This window comes from Streptomyces sp. NPDC102462 (assembly GCF_044765425.1).
Classification (GTDB): Bacteria; Actinomycetota; Actinomycetes; order Streptomycetales; family Streptomycetaceae; genus Streptomyces.
In genome coordinates this window covers 1-25,551 of record NZ_JBIWKB010000021.1, presented here as the reverse complement: position 1 = coordinate 25,551, position 25,551 = coordinate 1, and the positions used below count along the sequence as shown (strand labels likewise).

Annotated in this window: 18 protein-coding genes; 9 read left to right on the top strand and 9 right to left on the bottom strand. The window is 72.1% G+C overall.

The features are described from left to right. Positions 1-377: 377 nt before the first annotated feature. On the bottom strand, positions 378-1,634 hold the full coding sequence (locus ACIRFL_RS19610; protein WP_404029911.1) for a hypothetical protein: 1,257 nt from the start codon (positions 1,632-1,634) through the stop codon (positions 378-380). Between the two features lie 342 nt (positions 1,635-1,976). Between ACIRFL_RS19610 and ACIRFL_RS19605 the strand changes: the two genes are divergently transcribed. The 3 genes from ACIRFL_RS19605 to ACIRFL_RS19595 all read left to right on the top strand — a co-directional run bounded on the left by ACIRFL_RS19605 (position 1,977) and on the right by ACIRFL_RS19595 (position 7,277). Further along, positions 1,977-5,156: a tetratricopeptide repeat protein gene (locus ACIRFL_RS19605; RefSeq protein ID WP_404029909.1), complete on the top strand. Its 3,180-nt coding sequence runs from the start codon at positions 1,977-1,979 to the stop codon at positions 5,154-5,156. A 534-nt stretch (positions 5,157-5,690) separates the two neighbouring features. Further along, on the top strand, positions 5,691-6,224 hold the full coding sequence (locus tag ACIRFL_RS19600; protein ID WP_404029908.1) for a TerD family protein: 534 nt from the start codon (positions 5,691-5,693) through the stop codon (positions 6,222-6,224). 93 nt (positions 6,225-6,317) lie between these two features. Further along, positions 6,318-7,277: a D-2-hydroxyacid dehydrogenase family protein gene (locus tag ACIRFL_RS19595; RefSeq protein WP_404029906.1), complete on the top strand. Its 960-nt coding sequence runs from the start codon at positions 6,318-6,320 to the stop codon at positions 7,275-7,277. 669 nt (positions 7,278-7,946) lie between these two features. On the opposite strand, the gene ACIRFL_RS19590 is transcribed toward ACIRFL_RS19595, so the two are convergent. The 3 genes from ACIRFL_RS19590 to ACIRFL_RS19580 form a co-directional block, all read right to left on the bottom strand. After that, complete coding sequence (locus ACIRFL_RS19590) at positions 7,947-8,447, bottom strand: DUF5949 family protein (RefSeq protein ID WP_404029905.1); 501 nt, start codon at positions 8,445-8,447, stop codon at positions 7,947-7,949. 194 nt (positions 8,448-8,641) lie between these two features. Then, positions 8,642-8,932 carry a hypothetical protein gene (locus ACIRFL_RS19585; RefSeq protein ID WP_404029903.1) on the bottom strand — a complete coding sequence of 97 codons (291 nt, stop codon included), beginning with the start codon at positions 8,930-8,932 and terminating at the stop codon, positions 8,642-8,644. Between the two features lie 208 nt (positions 8,933-9,140). Next, positions 9,141-9,752 (bottom strand): hypothetical protein, encoded by a 612-nt coding sequence (locus ACIRFL_RS19580; protein WP_404029902.1) that lies wholly within the window; start codon positions 9,750-9,752, stop codon positions 9,141-9,143. A gap of 237 nt (positions 9,753-9,989) precedes the next feature. Between ACIRFL_RS19580 and ACIRFL_RS19575 the strand changes: the two genes are divergently transcribed. The 3 genes from ACIRFL_RS19575 to ACIRFL_RS19565 all read left to right on the top strand — a co-directional run bounded on the left by ACIRFL_RS19575 (position 9,990) and on the right by ACIRFL_RS19565 (position 14,908). After that, positions 9,990-11,402: a DUF2079 domain-containing protein gene (locus tag ACIRFL_RS19575; RefSeq protein ID WP_404029901.1), complete on the top strand. Its 1,413-nt coding sequence runs from the start codon at positions 9,990-9,992 to the stop codon at positions 11,400-11,402. A gap of 63 nt (positions 11,403-11,465) precedes the next feature. After that, positions 11,466-12,590, top strand: coding sequence for a glycosyltransferase (locus ACIRFL_RS19570; protein WP_404029900.1), 1,125 nt, complete (start codon positions 11,466-11,468; stop codon positions 12,588-12,590). 1,394 nt (positions 12,591-13,984) lie between these two features. Then, positions 13,985-14,908 carry an SH3 domain-containing protein gene (locus ACIRFL_RS19565; RefSeq protein WP_404029898.1) on the top strand — a complete coding sequence of 308 codons (924 nt, stop codon included), beginning with the start codon at positions 13,985-13,987 and terminating at the stop codon, positions 14,906-14,908. A 378-nt stretch (positions 14,909-15,286) separates the two neighbouring features. Here the strand turns inward: ACIRFL_RS19565 and ACIRFL_RS19560 are convergent, their stop codons facing one another. From ACIRFL_RS19560 to ACIRFL_RS19550, 3 genes are all read right to left on the bottom strand, one after another. Further along, complete coding sequence (locus tag ACIRFL_RS19560) at positions 15,287-15,916, bottom strand: chaplin (RefSeq protein WP_404029897.1); 630 nt, start codon at positions 15,914-15,916, stop codon at positions 15,287-15,289. A gap of 121 nt (positions 15,917-16,037) precedes the next feature. Further along, complete coding sequence (gene chpD / locus ACIRFL_RS19555; protein ID WP_404030111.1) at positions 16,038-16,265, bottom strand: chaplin ChpD; 228 nt, start codon at positions 16,263-16,265, stop codon at positions 16,038-16,040. Positions 16,266-16,561: 296 nt separating this feature from the next. Next, entirely contained in the window at positions 16,562-16,972 is a 411-nt protein-coding gene (locus ACIRFL_RS19550) for a rodlin (protein ID WP_404029895.1), read from the bottom strand. A 265-nt stretch (positions 16,973-17,237) separates the two neighbouring features. Between ACIRFL_RS19550 and ACIRFL_RS19545 the strand changes: the two genes are divergently transcribed. Then, positions 17,238-17,648, top strand: coding sequence for a rodlin (locus ACIRFL_RS19545; RefSeq protein WP_404029893.1), 411 nt, complete (start codon positions 17,238-17,240; stop codon positions 17,646-17,648). A gap of 314 nt (positions 17,649-17,962) precedes the next feature. Then, on the top strand, positions 17,963-18,370 hold the full coding sequence (locus tag ACIRFL_RS19540) for a rodlin (protein ID WP_404029892.1): 408 nt from the start codon (positions 17,963-17,965) through the stop codon (positions 18,368-18,370). A 91-nt stretch (positions 18,371-18,461) separates the two neighbouring features. Here ACIRFL_RS19540 and ACIRFL_RS19535 read toward each other — a convergent pair whose 3' ends face one another. Next, the gene (locus ACIRFL_RS19535) at positions 18,462-20,381 is read right to left on the bottom strand and encodes an AMP-dependent synthetase/ligase (RefSeq protein WP_404029890.1); all 1,920 of its coding nucleotides are present in this window, start codon (positions 20,379-20,381) and stop codon (positions 18,462-18,464) included. A gap of 198 nt (positions 20,382-20,579) precedes the next feature. Between ACIRFL_RS19535 and ACIRFL_RS19530 the strand changes: the two genes are divergently transcribed. Beyond that, a complete protein-coding gene (locus tag ACIRFL_RS19530; protein WP_404029888.1) occupies positions 20,580-23,738 on the top strand; it encodes a glycoside hydrolase family 2 TIM barrel-domain containing protein in 3,159 nt (1,052 codons plus the stop codon). Positions 23,739-23,756: 18 nt separating this feature from the next. Here ACIRFL_RS19530 and ACIRFL_RS19525 read toward each other — a convergent pair whose 3' ends face one another. Beyond that, positions 23,757-25,304 (bottom strand): von Willebrand factor type A domain-containing protein, encoded by a 1,548-nt coding sequence (locus ACIRFL_RS19525; protein ID WP_404029886.1) that lies wholly within the window; start codon positions 25,302-25,304, stop codon positions 23,757-23,759. Between the last annotated feature and the right edge of the window lie 247 nt (positions 25,305-25,551).

The following is a 25,551-nucleotide window of genomic DNA, read 5'->3' as shown; positions in this document are numbered from 1 at the left end:
CGCCGAACTGGAAGCCCCCGCCCGGGACCCCGCCGAACCGGAAGCCCCCGCCCGGGACCCCGCCGGGCCGGCGGCCCCCGTCCGGGACACGGCCGTGCGGGTGATCTCGGCCCGGTGCACCACCGCCCCTGGCACCACCGCCGAAGACACCAGCGCCCCCAACTCCCCAGCCCCCGACACCACCGCCCAAGGCACGAGCGCACCCGGCTCCCCCGACCAAGACACCACCGCTCCCGGCACCACCGCCCCAGACACCACCACCCCCGACTCCCCCGCCCAAGACACCACCGGCCCAGACACCACCACCCCAGACACCAGCGCCCCCGACACCACCGCCGAAGACACCACCACCCCCAACTCCACCCCCACGGCCCGTGTCATGGTGCCGCCACCCGGCCCGGCTCGTCGTAGCGCACCGTCAGCGGTAGTCGGGCCGGCTCCGTGGTCGTTCGCGTGCTGGGCGCCCGCAGGCGCAGCTTGCGGTAGAGCAGGGTGCGCATCTTGCGGGAGAACCGACCCGGTTCCGAGGAGATGCGCGCCGCGACCCGCTCGTACCGATGCGAACGACCGGTCACGGAACCCCGTTTGAGCTGCGGGAGCAGCGGGCGGTCCGCGCGCAGCCGGGGCGCGAAGGACATGAGTTCCGCCAACGGCGAGCCCGGATCCACGTCGGCGTCGGGCCGTCCGGCCATGAACACGGGCACACCGGTCATCGCGCCGTAGAGGGAGACCGAACCGTGGTCGCCGACGATGTAGTCGGCGGCGACGAGGGCGCCGGTCCAGTCCCCGTACGGACTGACCAGGGTCAGCCCCGAGCGCGCCAGTCCGGCGAGCCAGGAGCGGACCTGCCAGTCGCCGTGCGCCGTCCAGACGTGCGGATGCAGGAGCGCGGCGACCCGGAACTCCTCCCGGGGCAGCTCCGCGACCAGCCGCTCCAGGACCTCCCAGCCCTGCCCCAGGAGCGAGTCGGGCCCCCAGGTGGAACAGACGAGGACCAGCCGCTGCCCGGCCGTGGCGCCGAGGGCGTCCCGGTACAGCGCGCGGGAGGGCAGGCTGGCGGCGATGCGGTCGAAGCACGGATCGCCGACCACTTCCGCCACCGGCAGCGCCTCCGGGCATTCGCGGCCGAGCCTGGTCAGCTCCTCGTGATGGGCCAGTACGATCACTTCCGGCACGATCGCGCCGTCCCGTACCAGCCGCTGCCTGCTGAGGCCGTACACACCGCGCCCCGCCACCGGGCGCCCGTTCCGCCCGGCCGGAGTGATCTTGTTGTGGCCGGCGCCGTGCGGGAGCACGACCACCGGTGCCTGGAGTTCGTGCAGGCTGCCGTGGCCGGCGGCCAGCGCGAGGTCGAAGTCCGTGTGCACCGCCTGGCTCCACGGCAGCACCAGGCCCCCCAGCTGGTCCAGGAACGCGGCCACTCCGTTGCTGAACACGTCGGGTGCCTGGGTGAAGAAGGTCTGCACCCGGACGTCGCCCTCCAGCACGCGTACGGCGTCGAGCAGCCGTTGTCCCGCTATCACCGTGTGCACCACGACCAGGACCCTCCTGCGCGTGCGGCGGGTGGCCCAGCGCTCGACGTCGAGCCGCACCGGCACATGCCGCCAGTGCGGCTCGGACACTGTCACGCTCATCGTTGATTTCCCCCGGTTCCCCGTTGCCTTCTGACCGCGGCCCTGCTCGGCCCGTGACGGCCTTCCGCGGCCCATGACGAGGGGGTGCCCCGGTGGCTGGACGGCGGGCTTGCAGGAATCCTGCACTCCCGTGGAACCGCCGCGCCCGGGCGCCCCCGGGTGCAACCCCGGCATCGGTGACCACTGTTGTCCCCCGGTCACCGCGTGCGCCCGCCGCGCTTCGGTGCGCCCCTGTCTCCACCCCGGGCAACCGCAGAAGAGTAAACGGAGTACCGCACACCTCTGCGGGCACCGCCGAAGCCGGCAGGAAGAAGCACACCCATTGCGCACCCACCGGGAGTGATGGTGGAACTTCTTGCTCTGGGACCCCTTGAGCTGTGGCACGGCCGACAGCAGTACCCCCTCGGATCGCTGAAGGAGCGCTGCGTACTGGCCGCCCTGGTCCATGCCCGGGGCGAACCGGTCTCCGTGGACACGCTGATGGACCGCGTATGGAACGGCGATCCGCCGCCGACGGCCCTGGACACCCTGCACAGTTACCTCTCCCGGCTGCGAGGGCGGCTGCGCCGGGCGGTGGGCGAGGAGCGGGCGCGCGTGGACCGGCCCTCGCCCCGGCTGTACCAGTTGCGGGCCGATCCGCAGGCCATCGACCTGCTGCGGTTCCAGCGCCTGCGGACGGACGCGGCCGGCGCGGCGGCGCGGGGCGAGCGTGCCACGGCCATCGCCCTGCTGCGCACCGCCGAGTCCCTGTGGCGCGGCGAGCCGCTCGCCGAGTTCGCCGGCAACTCCTGGGCGCTGTCGACGCGTGCCCGGCTGATCGAGGACCACCGCAGGGTCCGTGAGGAGCGGATCGTCCTGGAAATGGAGGCGGGGCGGCATGCGGACCTCGTCGGCGAACTCCAGGAACTCGCCTCGCAGAATCCTTTCGCGCAGCGGGTGATCGGCACGCTCATGCTGGCCCTGTACCGCTCGGGGCGGCACGACGAAGCGCTCGCCGTCTACCGGGACGCCCGGGCGAGACTGCACGAGAGTCAGGGGATCGAGCCGGCCGCGGAACTCCAGGGACTCCATCTGCGCATGCTCGAACAGGACCACACGCTGCTGCTCCCGTCCGCGGAGCACGTCCCCGCCGCCGCGGCGCCGGCCCCGGAGCCCGAGCCCCGTAACTGTCTGCCGCGGGACACTCAGGACTTCACCGGCCGGGCCGCCGAGCTGCGCCTGCTGCTGGCCGCCTCCCCGGCCGCGGCCGGGGAGGCGAACGCCCTGCCGGTCACCGTCCTGCACGGCATGCCCGGCATCGGCAAGACCGCGCTCGCCGTGCACGCGGCTCACCGGCTGTGCGCGGCCTATCCCGACGGACAGTTCTACGTCGATCTGCGCGGCTACAGCAGCCGCCGGCCGCTGGACCCGGCCGAGGCGCTGGCCATCCTGCTGCACTCGGCGGGATGGTCGGGCGAGCTGCCGGACACCCTGGACGAGCGGGCCGCCCGCTGGCGGGAGTGGACGGCACGCCGGCGCGCGCTCGTGGTGCTGGACAACGCGCGGGACGCGGCGCAGGTCGGCCCGTTGCTGCCGGGCGCTCCCAGTTGCCGGGCCGTCGTGACCACCCGGAGCCGGCTGGCCGGGCTCGCCGGCGCCGCGTCCGTGCCGGTGGAGGCCCTGTCCAGGGCGGAGGCGGCCACCCTGTTCACCCGGATCGTCGGCGCCTCGCGTACGTCCGCCGAGCCGGCAGCCCTGGAGCGGGTCGTGGACGCGTGCGGCTGCCACCCGCTGGCCCTGCAACTGCTGGCGAGCCGTTTCCGGCACCGTGCCGCGTGGGCCCTCCAGGATCTGCTCGACCGGCTGACCCGGGCGACCGACCCGCTCACCGAGTTCGACGAGCTGATCACGGCGGTCTTCCGGCTGTCGTACGCGGAACTCGGCCAACCCGCACGGCAGTTGTTTCGCCGTCTCGCCCTGCACCCCGGCCCCGACATCACCCTGCGGGCGGCAGCGGCACTGGCCGGTCCCGACCTCGGGCGCGAGGCGGGGCTGCTGGAGCGGTGCGTAGAGGAACTGCTCGACTCAAGCCTGCTCGAAGAGCCGGTACGCGGGCGCTACCGGCTGCACGACCTGACCCGGGCCTTCGGTCTGCGGACCGGCGCCCGTACGGATCCGGACGCGGCCCGGCACGCGGCGGTCGGCCGGCTGATCGCCTACCACCTCACCGCCGCGCACCGGGCCGACCGCCGCGCACGCCCGCACCGCAGGGCGGTTCCGCTGAGCGCGCGGAAGGAGTCCCGCTACGCCCCCGAGTTCTCCGACGCGGACGAGGCCCAGGTGTGGCTCACCGTGGAGCACGCCAACCTCCTGGCGGTCGCGCGTACCGCAGCGGACCGGCACCCGGAGTACGCCGCGCTGTTCCCGAGCGTTCTGGCACGCTCCCTGAAACTGTGGGAGACACGGGACGTGGCGGCCGGCCTGTTCGACACGGCGGTGCCGGTGCTGCGCGTCTCGGGCGACCGGTCCGCGCTCGCCCGCACGTTGACGGACCGCGCCGATCTGCTGGCGCAGCGCAACCACGGCGAGGCGTTACGCTGCGCGGCCGAGGCCCTGTCGATCTACGAGGATCTGCACGATGCCCACGGCCGCGCCGACGCGCTCCTCCAGACCGGCCGCGCCCAACTCGCCGCAGGGCACGGCGGCACGGCCATGCGCGTCCTCGAACGGTCACTGGCGCTGTACCGCGAGGCCGGCGACCGGTCCGGAGAGGCCGAGTGCCTGAATGTGCAGGGAGCGGCGCTGTTCTACGCGGGGCAGTACGACCAAGCCCTTCACCGGGTCCAGCTCATGCAGGGCATCTACGAGACGCTGCCCGATCCGTACGGGGTGGCGCAGGCCCTCAACAACCGGGGCGAACTGCACAGCCTTCAAGGACGCTACGCCGACGCCCGCGACTGCTACGAACGCTCGCTCGTCCTGATGCGCCAGCACGGCGGCAGACAGGAACTGGGCATTCTGGAAAAGAACTTGGGGGCGGTGCACCAGGCGACGGGCCAGACGGACCGCGCGCTCGCCTGTTACCGCAGGGCCCTTGCCGCGCACCGGGCCGGCGGCGACGTCCTGGGCGAGGCCGACGTGCTGATCAGCATGGGGCTCGCGCACGCCGAAGCGGGGCGCAGGGGCGAGGCGCTGCTGCACCTCACGATGGCGGAACAGGTCGCGACCAGCATCGACAACAAGTACGAGTTGCTGCGCGCGTTGATCGGTGCGGCGGACGTCCACCGGGAGTCGGGGCGGCTCGACACCGCGTCCCAGAACTACGAGCGTGCCCTCGACGTGGCGCGGAGCGTCGAGTTCCCGCTGGGCTCCGCCCATGCGCTCGCGGGACTGGCCAGGACCGCCTTCCTGTCTCCGCGCGACTCCGAACGGGCCTGGCGGTACGGCGAACAGGCGGTCGCCCTCTACCGGCGCCTGGGCGCCGACGCCGAAGCGGAGAAGCTGCTCCGGCTGCTGGCACACCACGAGCCGACCGGCTCCTGAGCCACGGCCCAGGAGCGGCCGAACCCTGAGGTCACCACATCCAGCGGTCCACCACCAGGACCACGTAGGCGGAACCGAGGACGGGGAGCGCGACGAGGTAGTACTTCAAAAGCTTCAGCAAAACGTTTCCTTGAGCTGTGGTACGAGCACGCCGGACACACGGAGGACCGTTTCGGCGTGCGAGTGGGCATCCAACATGCACGGAGAGTCGGTACGCATTTGCAAAATGCGAACACACATGCGGTGATCCCGACGGGTCGCAAGCATAACCTGATCAAGCCCATCGGCCCCAACTTTTCGAAGAGTTGGCTTCGGTACGGCGACGCACCCGGGGCGCGACCGATCCATGCGGTCACGATTGCGAATCGATGTGTGGGGACCCCTGGACGGGCGGCCGTCGTCTCTCCCTGCGGCCGGCTCCGGTGAACCGGACTGGCGGATCCCGTTAAGGGAGCGTCAAAAGGCTGGTCAGGGACCATACTTGAGGGGCGGGGGCGGCCCCCGCGTGAGGGTTCGGCGCAGGGAGGGCGTTCGGTGAGGCTTGCCGGGAAAGGGCTGGGGAAGGTCGAGGTACGGCTCAAGTGGGACCCGAGTCCCCTGGGCGAGGCGCCCCGGCATCTCGACATCGTTGCCGCGACCTACTCCGTGGACGACCCCTACGGTCGCCCGGAGTACGTCGTGCACTACGACAGCAGGTCACCGGACGGCACCATCAACATGACCCGGCACAGCCAGACCGGCCAGGGCTTCGGGTTCGTCGAGGTGATGGTCCTGGAGGTGGAGCGGCTGGCGTCCGCCTACGGACGGGTGGTCGTGGGCGTGGTCATCCACCAGGACCCCGTCCCGCGCACGTTCGGGGACATGTCGAACGCCGGGGTGGTGGTCGTCGAGGGCTACCGGGAGCTGGTGGTCGACGACTTCTCCCAGGTGGCCGACTCGACCGCGACGACGGTGGTGGAGTTCGTCAGGAACGACGACGGCGAGTGGGAGCTGTACGAGATGATCCAGGGCTCCGACAGCGATCCGGCCGCCTTCATGCGGGAGATGGGCGCCGTCCGGCACGCCTGACCCCGGCCGGCCGCGCCCCGCCGCACCGCCCCGCGGCGGTGCTGACCGGCGCGGGTACAGTCGAGCGGCCGGGAAGCGGAGAGGGAGAGACGGATGCGGCTGCGCTGTGCGGTGCTGGACGACTTCCAGGGTGTGGCGGTCGAGTCGGCCGACTGGTCGGTGCTGGCGGACCGGGTGGAGGTCGTCCCGCTGCGCGAGCACATCGCCGACGAGGACGCCCTCGCCGCGGCCCTCGCCGACTTCGACATCGTGGTCACCCTGCGCGAACGCGTCCCGTTCCCGGGCTCGCTGCTCGCCCGGCTGCCGCGGCTGCGGCTGCTCGTCGCCTCCGGCATGCGCAACAGCGTCATCGACTACGCCGCGGCCGAGGCGCACGGCGTCACCGTGTGTGGTACGGCCAGTTCCTCGACCCCGCCGGTCGAACTGACCTGGGCGCTGCTGCTCGGCCTCGCCCGCGGCATCGTCGAGGAGAGCAACGCCCTGCGCACCGGCGGCCCCTGGCAGTCCAGCGTCGGCGCCGACCTGCACGGCCGCACGCTCGGCCTGCTCGGACTCGGCCGCATCGGCGGCCAGGTGGCCCGGATCGGCCTCGCCTTCGGCATGCGCGTCACCGCCTGGAGCCGGCACCTCACCCGGGAGCGCGCCGAGGAGGTGGGGGTCGAAGCGGCCCGCACCAAGGAGGACCTGCTGGCCGGCGGCGACTTCGTCTCCGTGCACCTGGCGCTCGGCGAGCGCACCCGCGGTCTGCTCGGACCCGCCGAACTCGCCCTCATGAAGCCGACCGCCTATCTGATCAACACCTCCCGCGCGGCGATCGTCGACCAGGACGCCCTGCTGGCGGCGTTGCGTGAGGGCCGGATCGCGGGCGCCGGCGTCGACGTCTTCGACATCGAGCCGCTGCCGGCCGGCCATCCGATGCGCACCGCGCCCCGACTGCTGGCGACGCCCCACCTCGGCTATGTCTCCCGGGCCAACTACGCGACGTACTACGGCCAGGCGATCGAGGACATCCAGGCGTACCTGACGGGCACCCCGATCCGCCGTCTGCCCTGAACCCCGCACCACCGCCCGCCAACGGCCCATCCACGGGCCCAGGTTCACGGTCGGCGCTCGGGAGACCCGAGGCCGGGACGCCGGCCTGCGGGACCTGGGCATCGGGAAGGGCGAAGCCTTCGGGGTTCGGCGGGGTGAGGGGGCGGCGGGCGGGACGACCGGGGCCGAGGGTGCGCCGGGCACGCCGTCGACCGGCGGCCGGGGCAGGTGCGCCGGCCGCGACCGCGGACGAGCCGTCGCTCGACGTACCGCGGGCCCCCGGGTGGGCCCGGCACCAGCGGCGGCGGTTCGGCCGCGCGCATCGGCATCCGCGTGTCGAGGGGCTTCTCCGCGCCGCACGCGTGCCGGCCGCAGGCGCGCCGCTCAGTCCGGTGGGGTCGGGACGGAGGCCGTGGCGTGGGCCGGCTGGTTCCTAGGTCCTGTCGTCAAACTCCCGTCGTTCGCCCGGAGGGCGGGCCCTGCGGCGTCGTGGGGGTCCCCCCTGGTCGAGCGGAGCCGAGAGCTTGGGGGAGCGTGCTCTCGGTGTGCCGGGCACAGGTCCTCGTACTGGACGTACTTGGGCCTGTGACCGGTGCGGCGAGAGTGCGTGCATGGCGTCGCGGGGCAGGCGGGGGTTTGACGACAGGGCCTAGGTCTCTTCTGCGCCGGTCCGCGCCGCCGATGCCCTGGTCAGCCGCGCAGGCTGCGGGCCGGCAGGACGACGTGCGCGGCGGCGCTCAGGGTCTCCTCGGCGCTGACGAAGGCGGCCAGTTGCTGTGGGGTCAGGGGCATGCCGGGCCGTGCCTCGGGCCAGGGGCGGGTGGTGAACACCAGGTAGGCGTAGCCGCGTTGGGCGACGGCGGCCAGCCACTCGGGCGGCGCGGGGCACTGGGCGTTCAGCTGCGGCAGGGTGACGACGGCCTGCCCGGCCTGCACGAGCAGGGTGACGGGCAGGCTGGGCCTTGCGGAGCCGTCGACGAGGTCCCCGCCGACCGTCAGTCCGCTGTTCTCCAGCAGCCGCTCGACGGCGGCGGACGTCGTCGCCCCGCCGCCCTCCGCGTCCCCGAGGGAGTACGCCAGCAGATAGGGCATGTCGGTTCCGTCGGTGGCCTCTCCGCTCCAGGCGAGCACGACGAGCGTGCCCAGGTCGGCCAGGCGGAAAGGGCGGGTTTCGGTTGTGGTTGAGGTCACCCGCGCGACCCTATCGACGGGCCCGCGCGCCGCCGGCCGGCTTCTCACCCGAGCGGCCCACCGGCCACGGGGTGGCCACACGAACGAGGGACGCCGCTCGACACCGCTCGACGCCTCACGACATCTCCCGACGCCTCGCGACACCTTCCGGCGCCCCCGGCGTCCCTCGGACACCACGCGTGCGGCCGGTCGGCTCAGCTCTGCAGGGGCAGACCGCCGAGCAGCGGGCTGTGCTGGTTCAGGGCGGCGGTCGCGCCCTTCACCGTGTTGAGCACGGACCCCTTGTTCTCGGTGTCGAGCGCGCTCGACTGGTGCCGCAACGGCATCGCGTCCTGCACGGTGAGGGGACCCCTGGTGAGCGTGTCGACGGCGCCGTTGAGACTGGTGGGCGTGAGGTCGGCGGTGGTCTGGGCGAACGCGGGCGCGGCGACACCGGCGAGGGCCACGGAACCGGCTACGACAGCGGCAGCCTTCAGGGACTTCATCGTGTTCCTTTCTCGGCGACTCACGTCACCTGGGGAATGTCTGACGCCGTGCCCAACGAGGCCCGGCCGGGCCGGAAACCCCGTAGGCGCAAGACATATGAGATCCCCCGGGAACGGTGCTACGGACCGTGCCGCGGCCGTCGGACCGGCCCGTACACCGGCCGGCCCGACGGCCGAAAGGAGGCACCGCGTCATGCCACGGCTCAGCTCACCGGCGCCGAGGGCTTCGCCGACGGAAGGCTCGGCAGGGCGGGCAGACCCGGCAGGTCGGCGGCGGGCAGTCCGCCGCCGAGCAGCGTCGCGGCGACGAGGTTGACCAGACCGCTGACGACGGCGGTGACCGCGGGCAGCACCTGGTCGGTGTCACCGGAGGTGACCGCGGCGAGCAGGCGTCGACGGCCTTCTGCAGCGCGGCGAGCGCGTCGCCCTGCACGTCCTTGGCGTCCGCCGCCCTGCCCTCGCCGCCCTGCTGCGCCGACGAGGGCGTGCCGGGCGCGGCCGGGGCCGCCGCGGTGATCTGGGCGATGGCCGCCTTCACGGCGTCGGCGAGCGTCTGGGCCTGCTCGGGGGTCAACTGGCCGTTCTTGAGCGCCTGGTTGAGCAGATCGGTGACCGGGGTGAGCACGGCGCCGAGGCCGGCCGGCGCCTTGGTCTGGGCGAGGACCGTGTCCGCGCCGGGAACGGGAGCGCGGGACGCCGCGTGGGTGCGCTCCCGGGACGAGTCGGCCGCCACCGCGGCCGGGCCGGCGATGCCGACCAGCAGGGTGGAACGCGAACCGGCCGCCCTTCCCCCCAGGGGGACATAACCATCCCGAAGCACGCATTTGCGGCCATTCGATGGATTGTCGCCGTATCCGAGTTTGGACAAGAGCGAAGAGTCACGCATTCCTGGCATCTTGAGGGGCCTCTCCACGTCGGCCCTCCGGGAGGTCCCATGCAAGCACCGTCCAGCAGCCTCAGTCCGGCCCTCCCGTCACAACAGTCGTCCGCCGGCCGGAAAGCGGTCGCCGAACCGCCGCAGAGGAGCCGGTTCGACGGCGCATGGTGGGTCTGGGCCATGGCCGGGGCGTTGTTCCTCGTGTACACGGCCGTATCGCTGCGCATCCACCACCGGATGCTCTCCAACAGCTATGACCTGGGGATCTTCGAACAGGTCGTCCGCTCCTACGCGGACGGACATCTGCCCGTCTCCGAACTGAAGGGGCCCGGCTTCCCCGTCCTCGGCGATCACTTCTCGCCCGTCCTGGCGCTTGTCGCCCCCTTCTACCTGCTGCACCGGTCGGCGACGACCCTGCTCGTCGTGCAGGCCGCGCTGATCGCGCTGAGCGTGGTCCCGCTGGCGCTCTGGGCGCGCAGGGCCCTGGGCTCCGTGGCGGGCGCGCTGATCGGTGCCTGCTACGGGCTTTCCTGGGGCATCGCGAGCGCCGTCGGCTTCGACTTCCATGAAGTCGCCTTCGCCGCCCCGCTGCTCGCGTTCTCCCTTGCCGCTCTCGGCAGCAACCGGCCGACCGCCGCGGCCTGCTGGGCGATGCCGCTGCTGCTGGTGAAGGAAGACCTCGGGCTCACGGTCGGCGTGATCGGCCTGGTCATCGCCTGGCGCGGGACCCGCAGGCTGGGGTTCGTGACCGCGGCGGCCGGCGTGGCCGGGACGCTGCTGGCGCTGCTGGCGGTCCTGCCGGCCTTCAACCCGAACGGTTCGTTCGCCTACTGGTTCCTGGCGGACTCTCCGACGGGCACCTCGGGCGCGGGCAGCGGGCCGCTGGACCTGCTGTACCGGAGCACGGTGGGTCTCGTCACCCCGCAGACCAAGCTGTCGACGCTCGCGCTCGTGCTGGCCCCGACCGTGTTCCTGGCGCTGCGTTCCCCGCTGCTGTGGGTCGCCGTGCCGACGCTCGTCTGGCGTCTGTTCTCGAACAACTACGTCCACTGGGGCACCGGTTACCACTATTCGCTGGTCGTGATGCCCATCGTCTTCGCCGCCTTCGTCGACGCGCTGGTGCGACGGGGCACGGAGCACGGCAGCCTGCGGCGGTATCTCGCCGCATCGGCCGCGGTCACCCTCGCCATCCTGCCGAGCTTCCCCTTCTGGCAGCTCTTCAGCCCGGCCACCTGGCGATCGGATCCGCGCGTCGCCGTCGCGCACAGCCTGATGAAGAAGATCCCCGACGACGCCACGGTCCAGGCGTCCACCTATCTGGTTCCCCAGCTCACCAACCGTACGAGCGTCAGCCTCTACGGCTATCCGGTCAGCCGCCCCTCCCCCCAGTGGATCATGGTGGACACCTGGGTGGCGGCGCGCTGGCGGTGGCCCCTGACCTTCGAAGCGGAACGCGCCATGCTGAACCAGGCACGCGCCCAGGGGTACCGCACCGTGGACGACCGCGACGGCTTTGTCCTGCTGCACCTCACCCACCGGCCCGAACGCACACCGGTCTCCGGCGATCTGGACGCCTCCAAGCACAAAGGCTGATTCCGCCGTGGGACAGGTCCGACCCATGACCCGTACCGGGAAACACAGGAGCGTGGTGCTGTCGTGAAGCCCTCCATCTGCCTCTGCATGATCGTCAAGAACGAAGCGGGAGTCATCGAGCGATGCCTGGCATCCGTGCGCGACGTGGTGGACACCTGGGTGATCTCCGACACCGGATCGACGGACGGAACCCAGGAACTGATCCGCGGCGCCCTCGACGGAGTTCCGGGCGAACTCCATGAGGAACCCTGGGTGAACTTCGGGCACAACCGCACACTGAACATCCGGCACGCCCGCGGCAAGGCCGACTATCTGCTGCTCCTGGACGCGGACCACGTCCTCAGAAAGGACGGCCCGCTGCCCCGGCTCACGGCGGACGCGTACATGCTCCGGCACGAAGGAGCCATGGAGTACCGGATCAGACGCCTGGTACGGGGCGATCTCCCCTGGCGGTACGAGGGCGTCACCCACGAATTCCTCACCGCGGACGGGAACGAAACGCAGGACAACCTCGACGCGCTGGTCGTCGAGGACCATGCGGACGGCGGCTCACGGCACGACAAGTTCGAGCGTGACGCACGCCTGCTCAGCGCCGAGATGGAACGCGACCCGAGCAACACGCGTACGGTCTTCTATCTGGCCCAGACCATGCGCGACATGGGCAACACCGCCGAGGCGATCAAGCTGTACGAACGCCGTGCCTCGATGGGCGGCTGGGCGGAGGAGGTCTACTACTCCCTGCTCCAAGTCGGGGTCCTGCACGCCGATTCCGGTGATCTGCCCGCCGGTCTTGACGCGCTGACCCGGGCCTGGGAGTCACGTCCGCAGCGGCTGGAGGCGTGTTACGAGCTGGCCTCGCGGCTACGCGCCGTGGGCCGCCATCACATGGCTCACGCGATCGTCGTCGCCTGCCTGGACAAGGAGCCGCCGGACGACATCCTGTTCACCCAGCCCTGGGTGTACCGCTGGGGCCTGCTGTGCGAGTTCTCGATCACGGCTTATTGGGTGGGCGACTTCAAGGGTGCGCTCCATGCCTGCGACCGCCTGCTCGCCATGCCCGACCTGCCGCCGGCCCACCGCGCGCAGACCCTGGCCAACCGCGAGTTCGCCGTACGCAAACTCGCCACGATCCCGGAACCGAACCACGGCCTCGGGGCCGGCAAGCCCAAACCCGCAAAGTCCGGCTGACCCACGGCCACCTCCACCAGCCCAGCCCCCGACGCCGACGAGTCGCCCCCGCTACCCCCTCCCTCAAAGACCCGACGACCGACCACCGTCCACGGGCCACCGATAACGGGTGGCCGGTCGCGGGCAGGTGGCCGGTGGCTGGTGGCTGGTGGCTGGTGACCGATCGCAGACCACCGGTCACCTGTCGCGGTCGCGGGTCACCGATCCCGGGACGCCGGTGGCCGATCGCAAGCCGCAAGCGGGGTGGTGTCCGGTGACGTGGTGCAGGGGATCAAGCTGTCGGCCTTCCGGTCCGAGGTGCACGGGGGCTTTGCGGAGACGCCAACCCTCAAGGCGCCCTGGTGAGGCGGGACAAGGAACCGACCCTGCACAACCAGCGCCCCTGACCTGGCAGTTCCGGCACCTCGATCCCCCGCACCGCCTAGCGGCACGCCATCGCAAGCCACAGGCCCCGTGACCGGTCGCAGCTCGCAAACCACCGATCGCCGGTACCGGTCGCGAGTGCCGGCCGCCGGTGGCCGGTCGCAGGCCGCGCGGGCCGGTCGCAAGCGACAAGCCGCAGGCCGCCGGTCGCAAGCCGTCGATCGGCCGGGCGCAAGCCGCAACCTCAGGCCGCGCGCGCCAGTCGCACCGTCGCAGGCCATCGGTCGCCGGTCCCGGTCACGGGTCGCGGTCGCCAGCCGCCGGTCGCAAGCCGCGAGTGCCAGTCGCGGGTCGCAGGCCACCGATCGCCGGTGCCGGTTACGGGTCGCGTTCGCAAGCCGCCGGTCGGTCGGCCGCCGGCCGCGGGTGACGGTCGCGGTCGCAGGCCGCTGGGGGCCGTAGGTTGGTCGCGATCGCAAACCAGTGGGCCCAGGTCACCGGCCGACCGACGGCTTCCAACCCGCGACCACGCCCCTGGACCGGCCCCGGCGACCGGTCGGACGGCCGAGGGGGTCGTGCGGGGGCTCGGCTGGGAATCCCCTGATTTCTGGGTCTATTTGGGGCACGCCGCGGGTCGGTATATCCCCTCGCCGCATTCGTGGCGATAAGCCGATTAAATGCAGACTCTCTGAGTGATCTATGTGCCACTTTCAGCCCATTTATACCGAGTTGCCTGGATTTGCGGGCGTCATATGCAGTTTGCTGCTCGCACCTCATCTCCCTCAGTTTTGTCACGAAAGGCACGGTGGGTTTTGGTGCATGGGGCTTTTAAGACCGGCGGCGCCTCGTCGCTGGTTCTCGGAGCAGTGAGCCTCGGCCTTACCTTGGGTCTGTGCGGCCCAGCTGCGGCGCACACACCCTCTCTCGCGGGCCGGGCTCACGCTCAGACCGGCGCGCAGGCAGACCGGATCGCGCTGCGAGCCGGACAGAAAGCAGACCACAGGAACCTTCGCGCGGCGGTCACGGGAGTCGTGACCGCGCAAGCCGGCGTGAACGTCCGCCAGTTGCCGACGTCGGACTCGCCGAGCCTGGGCTCGTTCCCCTTCGGGGCGAGCATCTCGCTGCTGTGCCAGGAGGCGGGCCAGTCGGTCGACGGGAACATCTGGTGGTACAAGCTCGCCAACCAGAACGGGTGGGTGACCGCCCGTTACGTCGCCGCGTCCGGCGTGCCGCTGTGCACGGACCTCCCGGGCCCCACCGGTCCCACGGGCCCCTCGGGTCCGACGGGCCCGACCGGCCCCACCGGCACGGGCGCCACCGGCCCCACGGGTCCGGTCGGACCGCAGGGTCTCAACGGCCCGACGGGCCCCCAGGGCGTGCAGGGCATCCAGGGCATCCAGGGCGTCCAGGGCAACACCGGCCCGACCGGTCCTGCCGGTCTGAACGGCCTCAACGGGGCCACCGGTGCCACCGGTGCGGTGGGTGCCACCGGGGCGACCGGACCGACGGGCGCGGTCGGCCCGCAGGGTCTCGTCGGACCGACGGGGCCGCAGGGCATCCAGGGCGTCCAGGGCATCCCGGGTGTCCAGGGTATCCAGGGCAACACCGGGCCGGCCGGAGCCACCGGGCCGACGGGTGCGCAGGGCATCCAGGGCATCCAGGGGCTCCCGGGCGTGCAGGGCAACACCGGCCCGACCGGAGCCACCGGTCCGACCGGCCCCGGCGCGCAGGTCCTCAGCTCGCCCGCGCAGACCCTGGCCGCCGGTACCACCGGCACGTTCACCGGTCCCACCTGCCCCACGGGGACCACGGCCGTCTGGGGCGGTGTGACCCAGACCTCGGGGACCGGTCCGCTCAATGTGCAGTCGGGCATCGGTGGCGCCGCCTGGACGGTCACCGTCGTCAACGAGGGCGCGAACGCCGCGACCTTCACCGTTCAGTCGGTCTGCCAGTAGCCGACTGATCCCAGGAAGACCGCGTACGTCGCAGGCTCGCCCTGGTGACTGAGTGGTCCTACGACCGGTCCGTGCCGTCCGCCTCAACAGCGGGCGGCGCGGACCGTTTTGGTGTCCCGGTTCTTCCATGTCCTGACGCTCACCGGACGGGACGACGAGGGCGGCGTGACCGTCGGCCCGTCAGGACGTCCCGCCCTCGCGCCGGGGCCGGCCTTCTGACGCCGCCGACATGGGGCGACCCGGCCGGCGCGGGGCAGCCCGGCCGGCTCAGGCGCGGCCAGGCGGCCGGCACGCGAACCGGCCGCCCTCCCGAGCGGGAGGGCGGCCGGCGCATGCGGTGCGGGTGCCGGGCGCTGGCGCGTCCGGCGTTCTACGGAGCTACCGGACGGACACGGCTCGGCCCCGCCGGTAGAGGAACACGCCGCCCGCGATGAGCGCGGCGCTGAGGCCGGAAGCCGCCAGCGTGGTCGCGCTGCCGGTCTCCGCCAGCGCAGGCCGGGATTCGTCACCCATGGGGACGAGCCCGGACTGCCGCCCGGTCAGGCCGATGGAGCCGGTCGAGCCGGTCGAGGAGGTGTCGTGCGTCCCCTCCGCGGCGGGCGAGTCGGACCGGATCTGTTCGGCGGGGGCGGGCGGCCGGGGAGCCGGGGGCCGGGCGACGGGCGGGGTGCCCACCACGCTCGTCGGGGGAGGCGTCTGCTGGGCACCGCTGTCACCGGGACCGACCTGCCCCGGAATGCCGGGGGTGGCCTGCTCGGCCCGACCCGCGCCGTTGGCACAGGAGTTGCCGAACGCAGGGTTCAGCAAGGCGACGACGTCGACGGTGTTGCCGCAGACGTTGACCGGGACATGGACCGGCGCCTGCACGGTGTTGCCGGACAGGACACCCGGGGATCCCGAGGTGGTGCCGGCGGCGTCCGAGTCGGCGACGGCGGCGATCTCGCACAGGGACAGAACACTCGTCGCGGCGGCGGCCACGACCATTCCCCTGCTCAGGGTCTTTCGCAATCTCGTTGTCTTCCTGCTTGAAGAAGTGGGAAGGCCGGCCCCGGAACGAAGAACCCAAGGATCAACGGTCCGGAGCCGGCCGCTGCACAGCCCGAGGGCCGGCGCGTGATGTCGGGTGACGTCAGTCGTTGACGCAGGTGTTGCCGAACGCAGGGTTCAGCAGCCCGATGACGTTGACGGTGTTGCCGCACGCGTTCACCGGAACGTGCACGGGGATCTGGACGACGTTGCCGGACAGGACACCGGGGGAACCGACGGCAGCACCCTCGGCACCGGAGTCCGCGAAGGCCGGGGCGGCGGCGCCCAGAGCCAGGATCGCGCCCGCGACGACGGCAGCGCTCTTCTTCATGAACTTTCCCTTCTCTGCGGTCATGCCCCTATGACGGCCGAAACCGAGCGAGCACAGCTTGAACGGCTCGCACCATGACCGGCAGGTTGTAGAACGAGGGATAGACGGTCGAAGAAACTACAGAACGCGCGTCATCCGGTAATTCACTCGAACGCCTTCACAACATTGACGCATGAGAGGAAACAGTTCGGCTGAGCGATGGACTTCAGGTTGAACGGTGATTTCACGGAAAAGTCCGCCCGGGCGGCGGCGCGGGAAACGGCGCGCGGCCCGGGCGGACTTTCCACGGGGTCGGCTCAGTGGTTGCCGGTGCCATTGCCGGACAGGGCCGAGATGTCGTCCAGGATGTGCGACAGCGGCTCGTCGCCCTTGGCCTGGGTCGAGTTCTCGACGCACTGCTGGTTCTGCGGCGAGGACAGGACGGGCACGTCCTGCACGGCGACCGGGACGGCGCCGACGACCGAGCCGACGTTCGCCTTGGCAGGCAGGCCCACGCAGAGCTTGTTCAGCGAGCTCTGCACCAGGGTGGTCTGCGGACTCAGGTCGCCCCCGGTCACCTGGTTGCCGAACGCCTCCTGGGCGCCGACGCCGCTGGCGGAGGTGGTGCCGGTGTCGTTGCCGATGGCAAGCGCCTGCGGGGCGAGCGCCGCCGACGCACCGACGACGGACGCGGCGACCGCCGCCACGGCCATTGCCTTCTTCAGCATTTTCGCTTTCCTTTCCCGGCCTCATGACCAAGACTCATGTTCCTGCCCCCGCATCAACCCGCCACGAGCCGAATGGTTGCGGCACGTCACTCGATCGGATCGTCCGGCGGCGGCGGAATTAACGCACCACCCGGGAGGGTCACCCGGCGCATTCCCGGCGGCCCGGCATGTCGGCCATCGGAGTGAATACCAGGAACCGGATGAAGTCTCTTCAGTTGAAGCAGGGCACTCCGGTGGACGGGGTTTCTTCAGAAGGGAATCGCAAGTGATCAAGAAGGTTCTGGCCTCCGCCGCGGTCGCCGCCTCCGTCGTCGGCGTCTCGGCCACCGCCGCCCCGCAGGCTCTGGCCATCGGCAACGACAACGGCACCACCTCGGCGAGCGGCAACGGCGCCTCGCAGGCGTACGGCAACTCCGCCACCTTCGGCAACATGAGCCCGCAGATGGCGCTCATCCAGGGCTCGCTCAACAAGCCCTGCGTCGGCCTGCCGGCCAAGGCGAACGTCGGCTCGGTCGTCGGTCTCGTCCCGGTCGCCGTGCAGGACGTGCCGGTCCTGTCCTCGCCGCAGAACCAGCAGTGCGTCGAGAACTCGACCCAGGCCAAGGGCGACGAGCCGCTGTCGCACATCCTGGACGACGTCTCGGCCCTGTCCGGCAACGGCACGGGCAACGGCTGACCCGGGACACCTCCCAAGCCCCTTCCGGGCTTACCCAGCGGGCCGCCGGACTTCCGGCGGCCCGTCGGCCTGTCACGGGACAGGGACGTGCGGCAGGTCACGGGACAAGAACCCGCGGAAGGTCACGGAACAGGGACGCGCAGGGACGTTTCTCCCCCTGAACCGGCCGGGCCGGTCCGGTGTCCGGGCCGCCCTGGTCCGCTGATCCGATCGCGCTGGTCCGTTCGAGGCACAGCCCGCAACCCGGGCCGCCGCGGCGCAGTTGACGATCATGCAACTCCGTCCCCGGAGTCCGCCTTTCGAAGGGAACGAACATGAAGAAGCTGTGGGCAACCGCGGCTGTGGCCGCCTCGGTCGCCGGCCTCGCCGGCGCGGCCGCCCCCCAGGCCCTGGCCATCGGCAACGACACCGGCACCACGTCCGCGAGCGGCGTCGGCGCCCAGTCGGAGTTCGGCAACTCGGCCACCTTCGGCGACATGAGCCCGCAGCTCTCGCTGGTCCAGGGCTCCCTGAACAAGCCCTGCGTCGGCCTGCCGGCCAAGGCGAACGTCGGCTCGGTCGTCGGTCTTGTCCCGGTCGCCGTCCAGGACGTGCCCGTCCTCTCGTCGCCGCAGAACCAGCAGTGCGTCGAGAACTCGACCCAGGCCAAGGGCGACGAGCCGCTGTCGCACATCCTGGACGACATCTCGGCCCTGTCCGGCAACGGCACGGGCAACGGCTGAGCGGTCCGCTCCGCCGTGGCGGGTCACCGGTTCCCGGTGACCCGCCTTCTGTGTGTCCGCCGGGCGCGCCGGGGCCCGCGGTGCCGCCGCGTCAGCCGCCGTACAGCGCCTCGATCTCGGCCGCGTAGAGCGCCGTGACCGCCTGCCGCTTGACCTTCAGGGACGGTGTGAGCAGCCCGTTGTCCTCGGTGAACTCCCCCTCGACCAGGGCGAAGGCGCGGATCGACTCGGCGCGCGAGACGGCCTCGTTGGCGTAGTCGACGGCGCGCTGCACCTCGGCCCGCAGGCCAGGGTCGCGGACCAGGTCCTTGACCGGGGTGTCGGCGGGCAGCCGGCGTACCGACAGCCAGTGGGCGACCGCCTCGGGGTCGAGGGTGACCAGGGCGGCGACGAAGGGGCGGTTGTCGCCGACGACGAGGCACTGGCCGACCGGCGGCCGGCTGCGCAGGCGGTCCTCCAGGACGGCCGGGGAGACGTTCTTGCCGCCGGAGGTGACGAGGATGTCCTTCTTGCGGCCGGTGATGGTCAGATAGCCGTCCTCGTCGAGGGAGCCGAGGTCTCCGGTGGCGAACCAGTCGCCGGTGAGGACGGCGTTGGTGGCCGCCGGGTCGTTCCAGTACGCCCCGAAGACCAGCCCGCCCTTGATCAGCACCTCGCCGTCGTCGGCGATCCGGACGGCCGCGCCGGGGATCGGCCGGCCGACGGTGCCGGGGCGGGGGCCGAGCGGCGGCACGATGGTGGCGGCGGCCGTGGTCTCGGTGAGGCCGTAGCCCTCGTAGACGAGGATGCCGGCCGCGTAGAAGAACAGGTTGAGGTTGCGGTCGAGCGGGGAGCCGCCGCTGATGACGTAGCGCACACGGCCGCCGAGTTCCTTGCGGACCCGGCGGTAGACCAGCAGGTCGTACAGGGCCCAGGCGGCGTACAGACCGGGGCCGGGGCCCTTGCCGGTGCCCAGGAACCGGTGCAGGGCGGCCTCGCCGAAGCGGACGGCGACACGGTCGGCGCGGTCGAAGGAGGCGCCGCGGCCGATCCGTTCGGCGGTGGCCCGGCCCGTGTCGTGGATCTTCTCGAACAGATAGGGCACCCCGACGAGGAAGGTGGGCCCGAACTCCTTGAGCACCGGCCGGAGTTCGGCGGGTTTCACGCTGGGGAAGTGGCCGGTCTCGATGCGGGCCATCAGGCAGGCGATCTGCAGGGTGCGGCCGAGGATGTGGGCGAGCGGCAGGAAGAGCAGGGTGGCGGCGGTCTGGCCGGTGACCTCGGTGAAGACGGGGTGCAGCAGGCGGACGGTGTTCGCCGCCTCGGCGTGCAGGTTGGCGTGGGTGAGGACGCAGCCCTTCGGCCGGCCGGTGGTGCCTGAGGTGTAGCAGATCGTGGCGACCGTGTCGGGGGTCGAAGCCGCGCGGCGCGTGGCCACGTCCGCGTCGGGGACGTCCCGGCCCAGGTCGGCGAGCCGGCCGAGGGCGCCCTCGTCGAGGGTCCAGATGCGCGGGGGTTCGGGGTGCTCCGCGGTGCCGGCGAGCACGGTGGCGGTGTGTTCGGCGGTCTCGGTGACGACATGGCGGGCGCCGGAGTCGCGGACGATCCACTCCACCTGTTCGGCGGAGGAGGTGGGGTAGACCGGGACGGTCAGGCCGCCGGCCGCCCAGACGGCGAAGTCCAGGACGGTCCACTCGTAGCGGGTGCGGGACATGATCGCGACCCGGTCGCCCGCCTTGAGGCCGGCCGTGATGAGGCCCTTGGCCGCTTCGGTGACGTCACGGGCGAAGCGGGCCGCCGTGACCGGGTGCCAGCCGCCCTGCTCGCGGCGGCGCATGACCACGGCGTCGGGGGCCTCGGCCGCGTTGGTGAAGGGCAGGTCGGCGAGGGAGCCGGTGGTCACGGCCGGTACCAGGGCGGGGGTGCGGACCTCGCGGACGACGCCGTGTGCGTCCCTGACGATCTCCACCTGCGCGCGGGCCGCCAGGTCGGTGCGCTTCCTGGCCCGCTTCAGGTCCTTGCGTACGCCCATGACGGCTCCCGGTCGCGGCTCGTGCGGAAGTACTGAAGTGCCGAAGTACCGAACGTACTTGCCGGTAGTTTTTCAGAGCCTGACGATACGTCAATCTCTTTGCGCCATACGGGTTCGGTGAGCCGACCGCACCCTTGTGTGGTGAGCGGTTCCGTTCGATGCTGGCGTTTCTTGATGCCTTGCGTTCGGAGCCGCCGTATGAGTGCAGAGAGAGCCCCCCTGAACCGACCGAGCCGTCGCACCGTCCTCACGGCGGGCGCCCTGGCCGGCTGGGCCGCCTTCGCCGCGCAGAAGCGTGCCTTCGCCGCCGACGGCGATCCGTGGGACGCGAACCCGCGGGTGTTCCAGGTCAACCGCGAGCCGGCGCGGGCCCGGCTGGTGCCGTACGCGAGCGCCGCGGACGCGCTGCGCGGACGGTTCCAGGAGTCGCCGTACCACCGCTCCCTCAACGGCGACTGGCGCTTTCGCTGGTCGCGCAACCCGGACCAGCGGCCCGTCGGGTTCCACGAGCCCGGCTACGACGACGGCGGCTGGGACCGCATCCCCGTCCCCTCGAACTGGGAGATCGAGGGGTACCCCGAGCCGATCTACCTCAACATCAAGTATCCGTGGATCGGTTACGAGACGCCCGCGCCGCCCGAGGTGCCGCACGACGTCAACCCGGTGGGCTCCTACCGCCGCACCTTCACCGTGCCGGGGACCTGGTCGGGCCGGCGCACCCTGCTGTCCTTCCAGGGCGTCAAGTCCGCGTTCTTCGTGTGGGTCAACGGGCAGCGGGTCGGCTACAGCGAGGACAGCTACACGCCCGCCGAGTTCGACGTCACCCGGTATCTGCGGCCCGGCACCAACACCCTGGCCGTGGAGGTCCACCGCTGGTCCGACGGGAGCTGGCTGGAGGACCAGGACATGATCGACCTGTCCGGGATCTTCCGGGACGTGTACCTGTACTCGATCCCGCGGGTGCATGTGCAGGACCTGTTCGTGCACACCGCGCTGGACTCCGCGTACCGCGACGCCGTCCTCACCGTCGACGTCACGGTGCGCGACCGGGGCGACGGCGACGGCATCCCGGGCCACCGGGTGAGCGCCGAACTGTTCGACGCACGCGGGCGGCGGGTGCTGGGCCTCGCGGACGCGGCCGGCGAGAAGACCGTGTCCCTGAAGGGCGCGGTGCGGGCGCCCGCGCTGTGGTCCGCGGAACGGCCGAACCTCTACACCCTGGTGGTGACGCTCGCCGACGCCCGGGGCCGGGCCGTCGACATCCACAGCACCCGCGTCGGCTTCCGGCAGGTCGAGTACGGGCCGGGGACCTTCACCCTCAACGGGAAGCCCGTCATGTTCCGCGGCACCAACCGCCACGAGAGCGACCCCGAGCGCGGCCAGGCCGTCGACGAGAAACGCATGCTCCAGGACATCCGTCTGATGAAGCAGCACAACATCAACGCCGTCCGCACCTCGCACTACCCCAACCACCCGCGCTGGCTCGAACTGTGCGACGAGTACGGGCTGTACGTGATCGACGAGACCAACCTGGAGACGCACGGCGTACGCGACACCGTGCCCGCCTCGCTGCCGGAGTGGACCGACGCCTGCGTGGACCGGCTGCGCTCGATGGTCGAACGGGACAAGAACCATCCGAGCGTGGTCGTCTGGTCGCTCGGCAACGAGGCCGGGCACGGCGACACCTTCCAGGTCATGGCCGACTGGGTGCACGCCCGGGACGCCTCACGACCCGTGCACTACGAGGGCATGAACGCCGTCGCCGACCTGCACAGCGAGATGTACACCAGCCCGGCGGGCGTCGAGGCGTACGGCAGGTCCGGCAACCCCACACCGTTCCTGCTGTGCGAGTACAACCACTCGATGGGCAACAGCGGCGGCAACGTCCGGGAGTACTGGGAGGTCTTCGAGCGCTACCCGAACCTGCACGGCGGGTTCGTCTGGGACTGGGTCGACCAGGCCATCCGGCTGCCGGTGCCCGGCGACCCGCGGCGCACCTATCTGTCGTACGGCGGTGACTGGCGCCCCGGCTATCCGACGGACGGCAACTTCTGCTGCAACGGGCTGGTGGCCGCGGACCGCGCGGTCCACCCCGGGCTGATCGAGATCAAGAAGTGCTACCAGCCGGTGGGGATCACCGCGGACGACCTCACGGCCGGGACCGTGCGGGTGCGCAACAAGCACCTCTTCAGCGGCCTGGACGGCTACGAGCTGCGGTGGACCGTGACCCGTGACGGTACGACGGTGCAGCACGGCACGCTGCCGGCGCCCGCGGTGGCGCCCGGCGCGGAGCGCGTCGTCCGCGTCCCCTGCCGCAGGCCCGCCGCGCCGGAACCCGGCGCCGAGTACTTCCTCGGCCTCTCCTTCGTGCTGCGCGACGCCACCGGTTGGGCGGGCGCCGGACACGAAGTGGCCGCCGAACAGTTCGCGTTGGACTGGTCCGCGCCCGCGCCGCACGACTCCCCCGCCCAGGGCGGCCTCACCCTCACCGAGACCGACACCGAAGTGCGGGTGCACGGGCGGGACTTGGAGGTGGTGCTGGCCAAGGCGTCCGGCACCCTCGCCTCGTACACCTGGCGGGGGCGGGCGCTGCTCGCCGAGGGTCCCGTGCCCAACTTCTGGCGCGGCCCGACCGACAACGACATCGGCCGCAACTTCCACAAGACCGCGCTGACCTGGCGGGACGCGGGCCCGCGACGGACGGTGACCGCGGTGCGGGCCGAACAGCCCACGCCCGGCGAGGTCGTCGTCGAGGTCTCCTGCACGCTGCCGACCGCACCGCACGCCTCCACCTGGCACACGGTGTTCCGGGTGCGTGGGGACGGGGAGGTGCGGGTGCGGCACACGCTGGACGCCCCCGCCGGGCTGCCCGACCTGCCCGTGGTGGGCGCGCTGGTGCGGGTGCCGGCGGGCGCGGAGCGGCTGGAGTGGTTCGGGCGCGGGCCGCACGAGAACTACCAGGACCGCAAGGCGTCCGCGTTCGTGGGCCGCTGGCGTTCCACGGTCGACGCGCAGGTCGCCCCGTACGTACGGCCGCAGCAGACGGGCAACCAGACCGATGTGCGATGGCTGTCGCTGACCGGACGCACCGGTGCCGGGCTGCGGGTGATCGCCGACCCCGCGGACGGCGAGACCCTGCTGGAGACCAGCGCCCTGCACCACACGCCGGCCGACCTGGACGGGCCGCGGCACCCGCACGAGCTGACCCGGCGCGCCGAGACGGTACTGCTGGTCAACCACCGGCAGATGGGCGTCGGCGGCATCAACTCCTGGGGCGCCGCGCCATTGGAGCCGTATCTGCTGCACGCCGGGCGGACCTACGCCTACGGGTACCGGCTGCGGCCCGCGGACGGATAGCCGCGCCCGGCCCCGCGGTCAGCCGAGGGAGCGGTCCGCCTGCCCGACGGCCTCGGCGAGCCGGCGGACCGCCTCGTCCTCGGTGACGCCCGCCAGTTGGTCCGCGCGCGCCCGCAGAGCGCTGAGGCCGGGGGCGCCCGGCAGCCGGTCGTGGCGGTCGTCGCCGGCGCGCAGGGCGTCGGCGAAGTAGGCGGCGACCGCGGTGACCTGGAAGCGGGGGGCCGCACTCCACACCGAGTCCCGCAGGGCGCCGGTCTCCAGGGTGCCGGACCGTTCGTGCGGGTCGCGGCTGGTGGGGTCGAGCCAGCGGACGGTGGCCGTGGCGAGGTGGCCGTGGGCGCCCGGCCTGGTGCGTACGGCGTACAGGGCGGTCACGGTGTGGCCGGGTCCGACCTCGCCGCCGTCCACGCGGTCGTCGCGGAAGTCGTCGTCGGCGACGCGCCGGTCGTCGTAGCCGACGAGCCGGAAGTCGGCGACCGTGTGCGGGTCGAAGGCGACCTGCGCCTTGGCGTCGCGGGCCGTCAGCTCGATGTTCCGCGGCAGCTGGTCGCAGAAGACCCGGCGGGCGTCCTCGGTGCCGGACACGTACACCGTGTGTCCGTCGCCCTTGTCGGCGAGGCGTTCCATCAGCGCGTCGCCGTAGTCGCTGCCGACGCCGACGCCGAAGAGGGTGATGCCGTGCTCGCGGCGGGCGGTGTCGATGCGTTCGAGGATGGCGTCCGGGTCGGTCTCCCCGTCGTTGGCGAGGGCGTCGGAGACGAGCACGACCCGGTTGGTCGCGCCGCGCCGAAGGCCCTCGACGGCGGTGGCGTAGCCGGTCTCCACGCCCGCGCCGAGATTGGTCGAGGACCGTGTCCGCAGGGTGTCGATCGCGTCGTGGACCGTGCCGCGGTGGCCGCCGAGGCGGGTCATCGGCAGCACCGTCTCGGCCTGGTCGCTGAAGGCGACCAGCGCGACCGAGTCGTCGTCGCCCAGCCGGTCCGTCATTGTGCCGAGGGACTGTTTGGCCAGGTCGAGGCGGCCCGGTTCGGACATGGAGCCGGAGACGTCGAGGACGAACGTGAGCGCCGCGGGCGGGCGTTCGTCGGCCGGTGAGGCGTCCCTGGTGGCGAGGCCGACCCGCACCAGGGACCAGTCGGCGGCGCCGGTGCGGGCGCCGTCGACCGTGACGGTGAAGCCGTTGCCGTCCGGCCGCCGGTAGTCCTGGCGGAAGCTGTTGACGAACTCCTCCGGGCGGATCGTCGACGGGTCGGGCCTGACCCCGTCGGCGAGGGTGCGGCGGGCGTAGTCGTAGGACGCCGTGTCGACGTCCAGGGCGAAGGTGGAGAGGGCGCCCGCGGGGTCGGCGGACGGGTCGGGCGCGAAACCCCTCTCGTCCCGGCCGCCGCCCTGGCCCCCGGTGTCCTGCTGCCGTACCGAGCCCTCGCCGTACGCCGGGGCCGGGGCGCCGCCCTTCGCTCGCGCGCCGCTGTCGTCGTCCCCGCTGCACCCCGTCGCCAGCAGGCCGCCCGCCACCGCGAGGGCGAGCAGCGCGCCCCGCGTCCGTCGTGTCCGGTGCCACTCCATCGTCTCTGCCCCCTGTGCCCGTGCCGGTCGTCTTCGACATCTGTGACTGTGACGGCGGGCGGGACCGGATGGTGCGGCACGGGGTGTTGCGGATGGATCTCGAAGCGGCCACGGAGCGGGCCCGTCGAGACCGGTGGGTGATCCTCCGGTGACCTAGGCCCAATGCCGGTGACTTAAGTGGCTGTGGCTCGTTGTCCTTCGTATGGCGAGGGTGGGGCAGGTCAAGGCGCCTGCGGGTGAGCGGTTG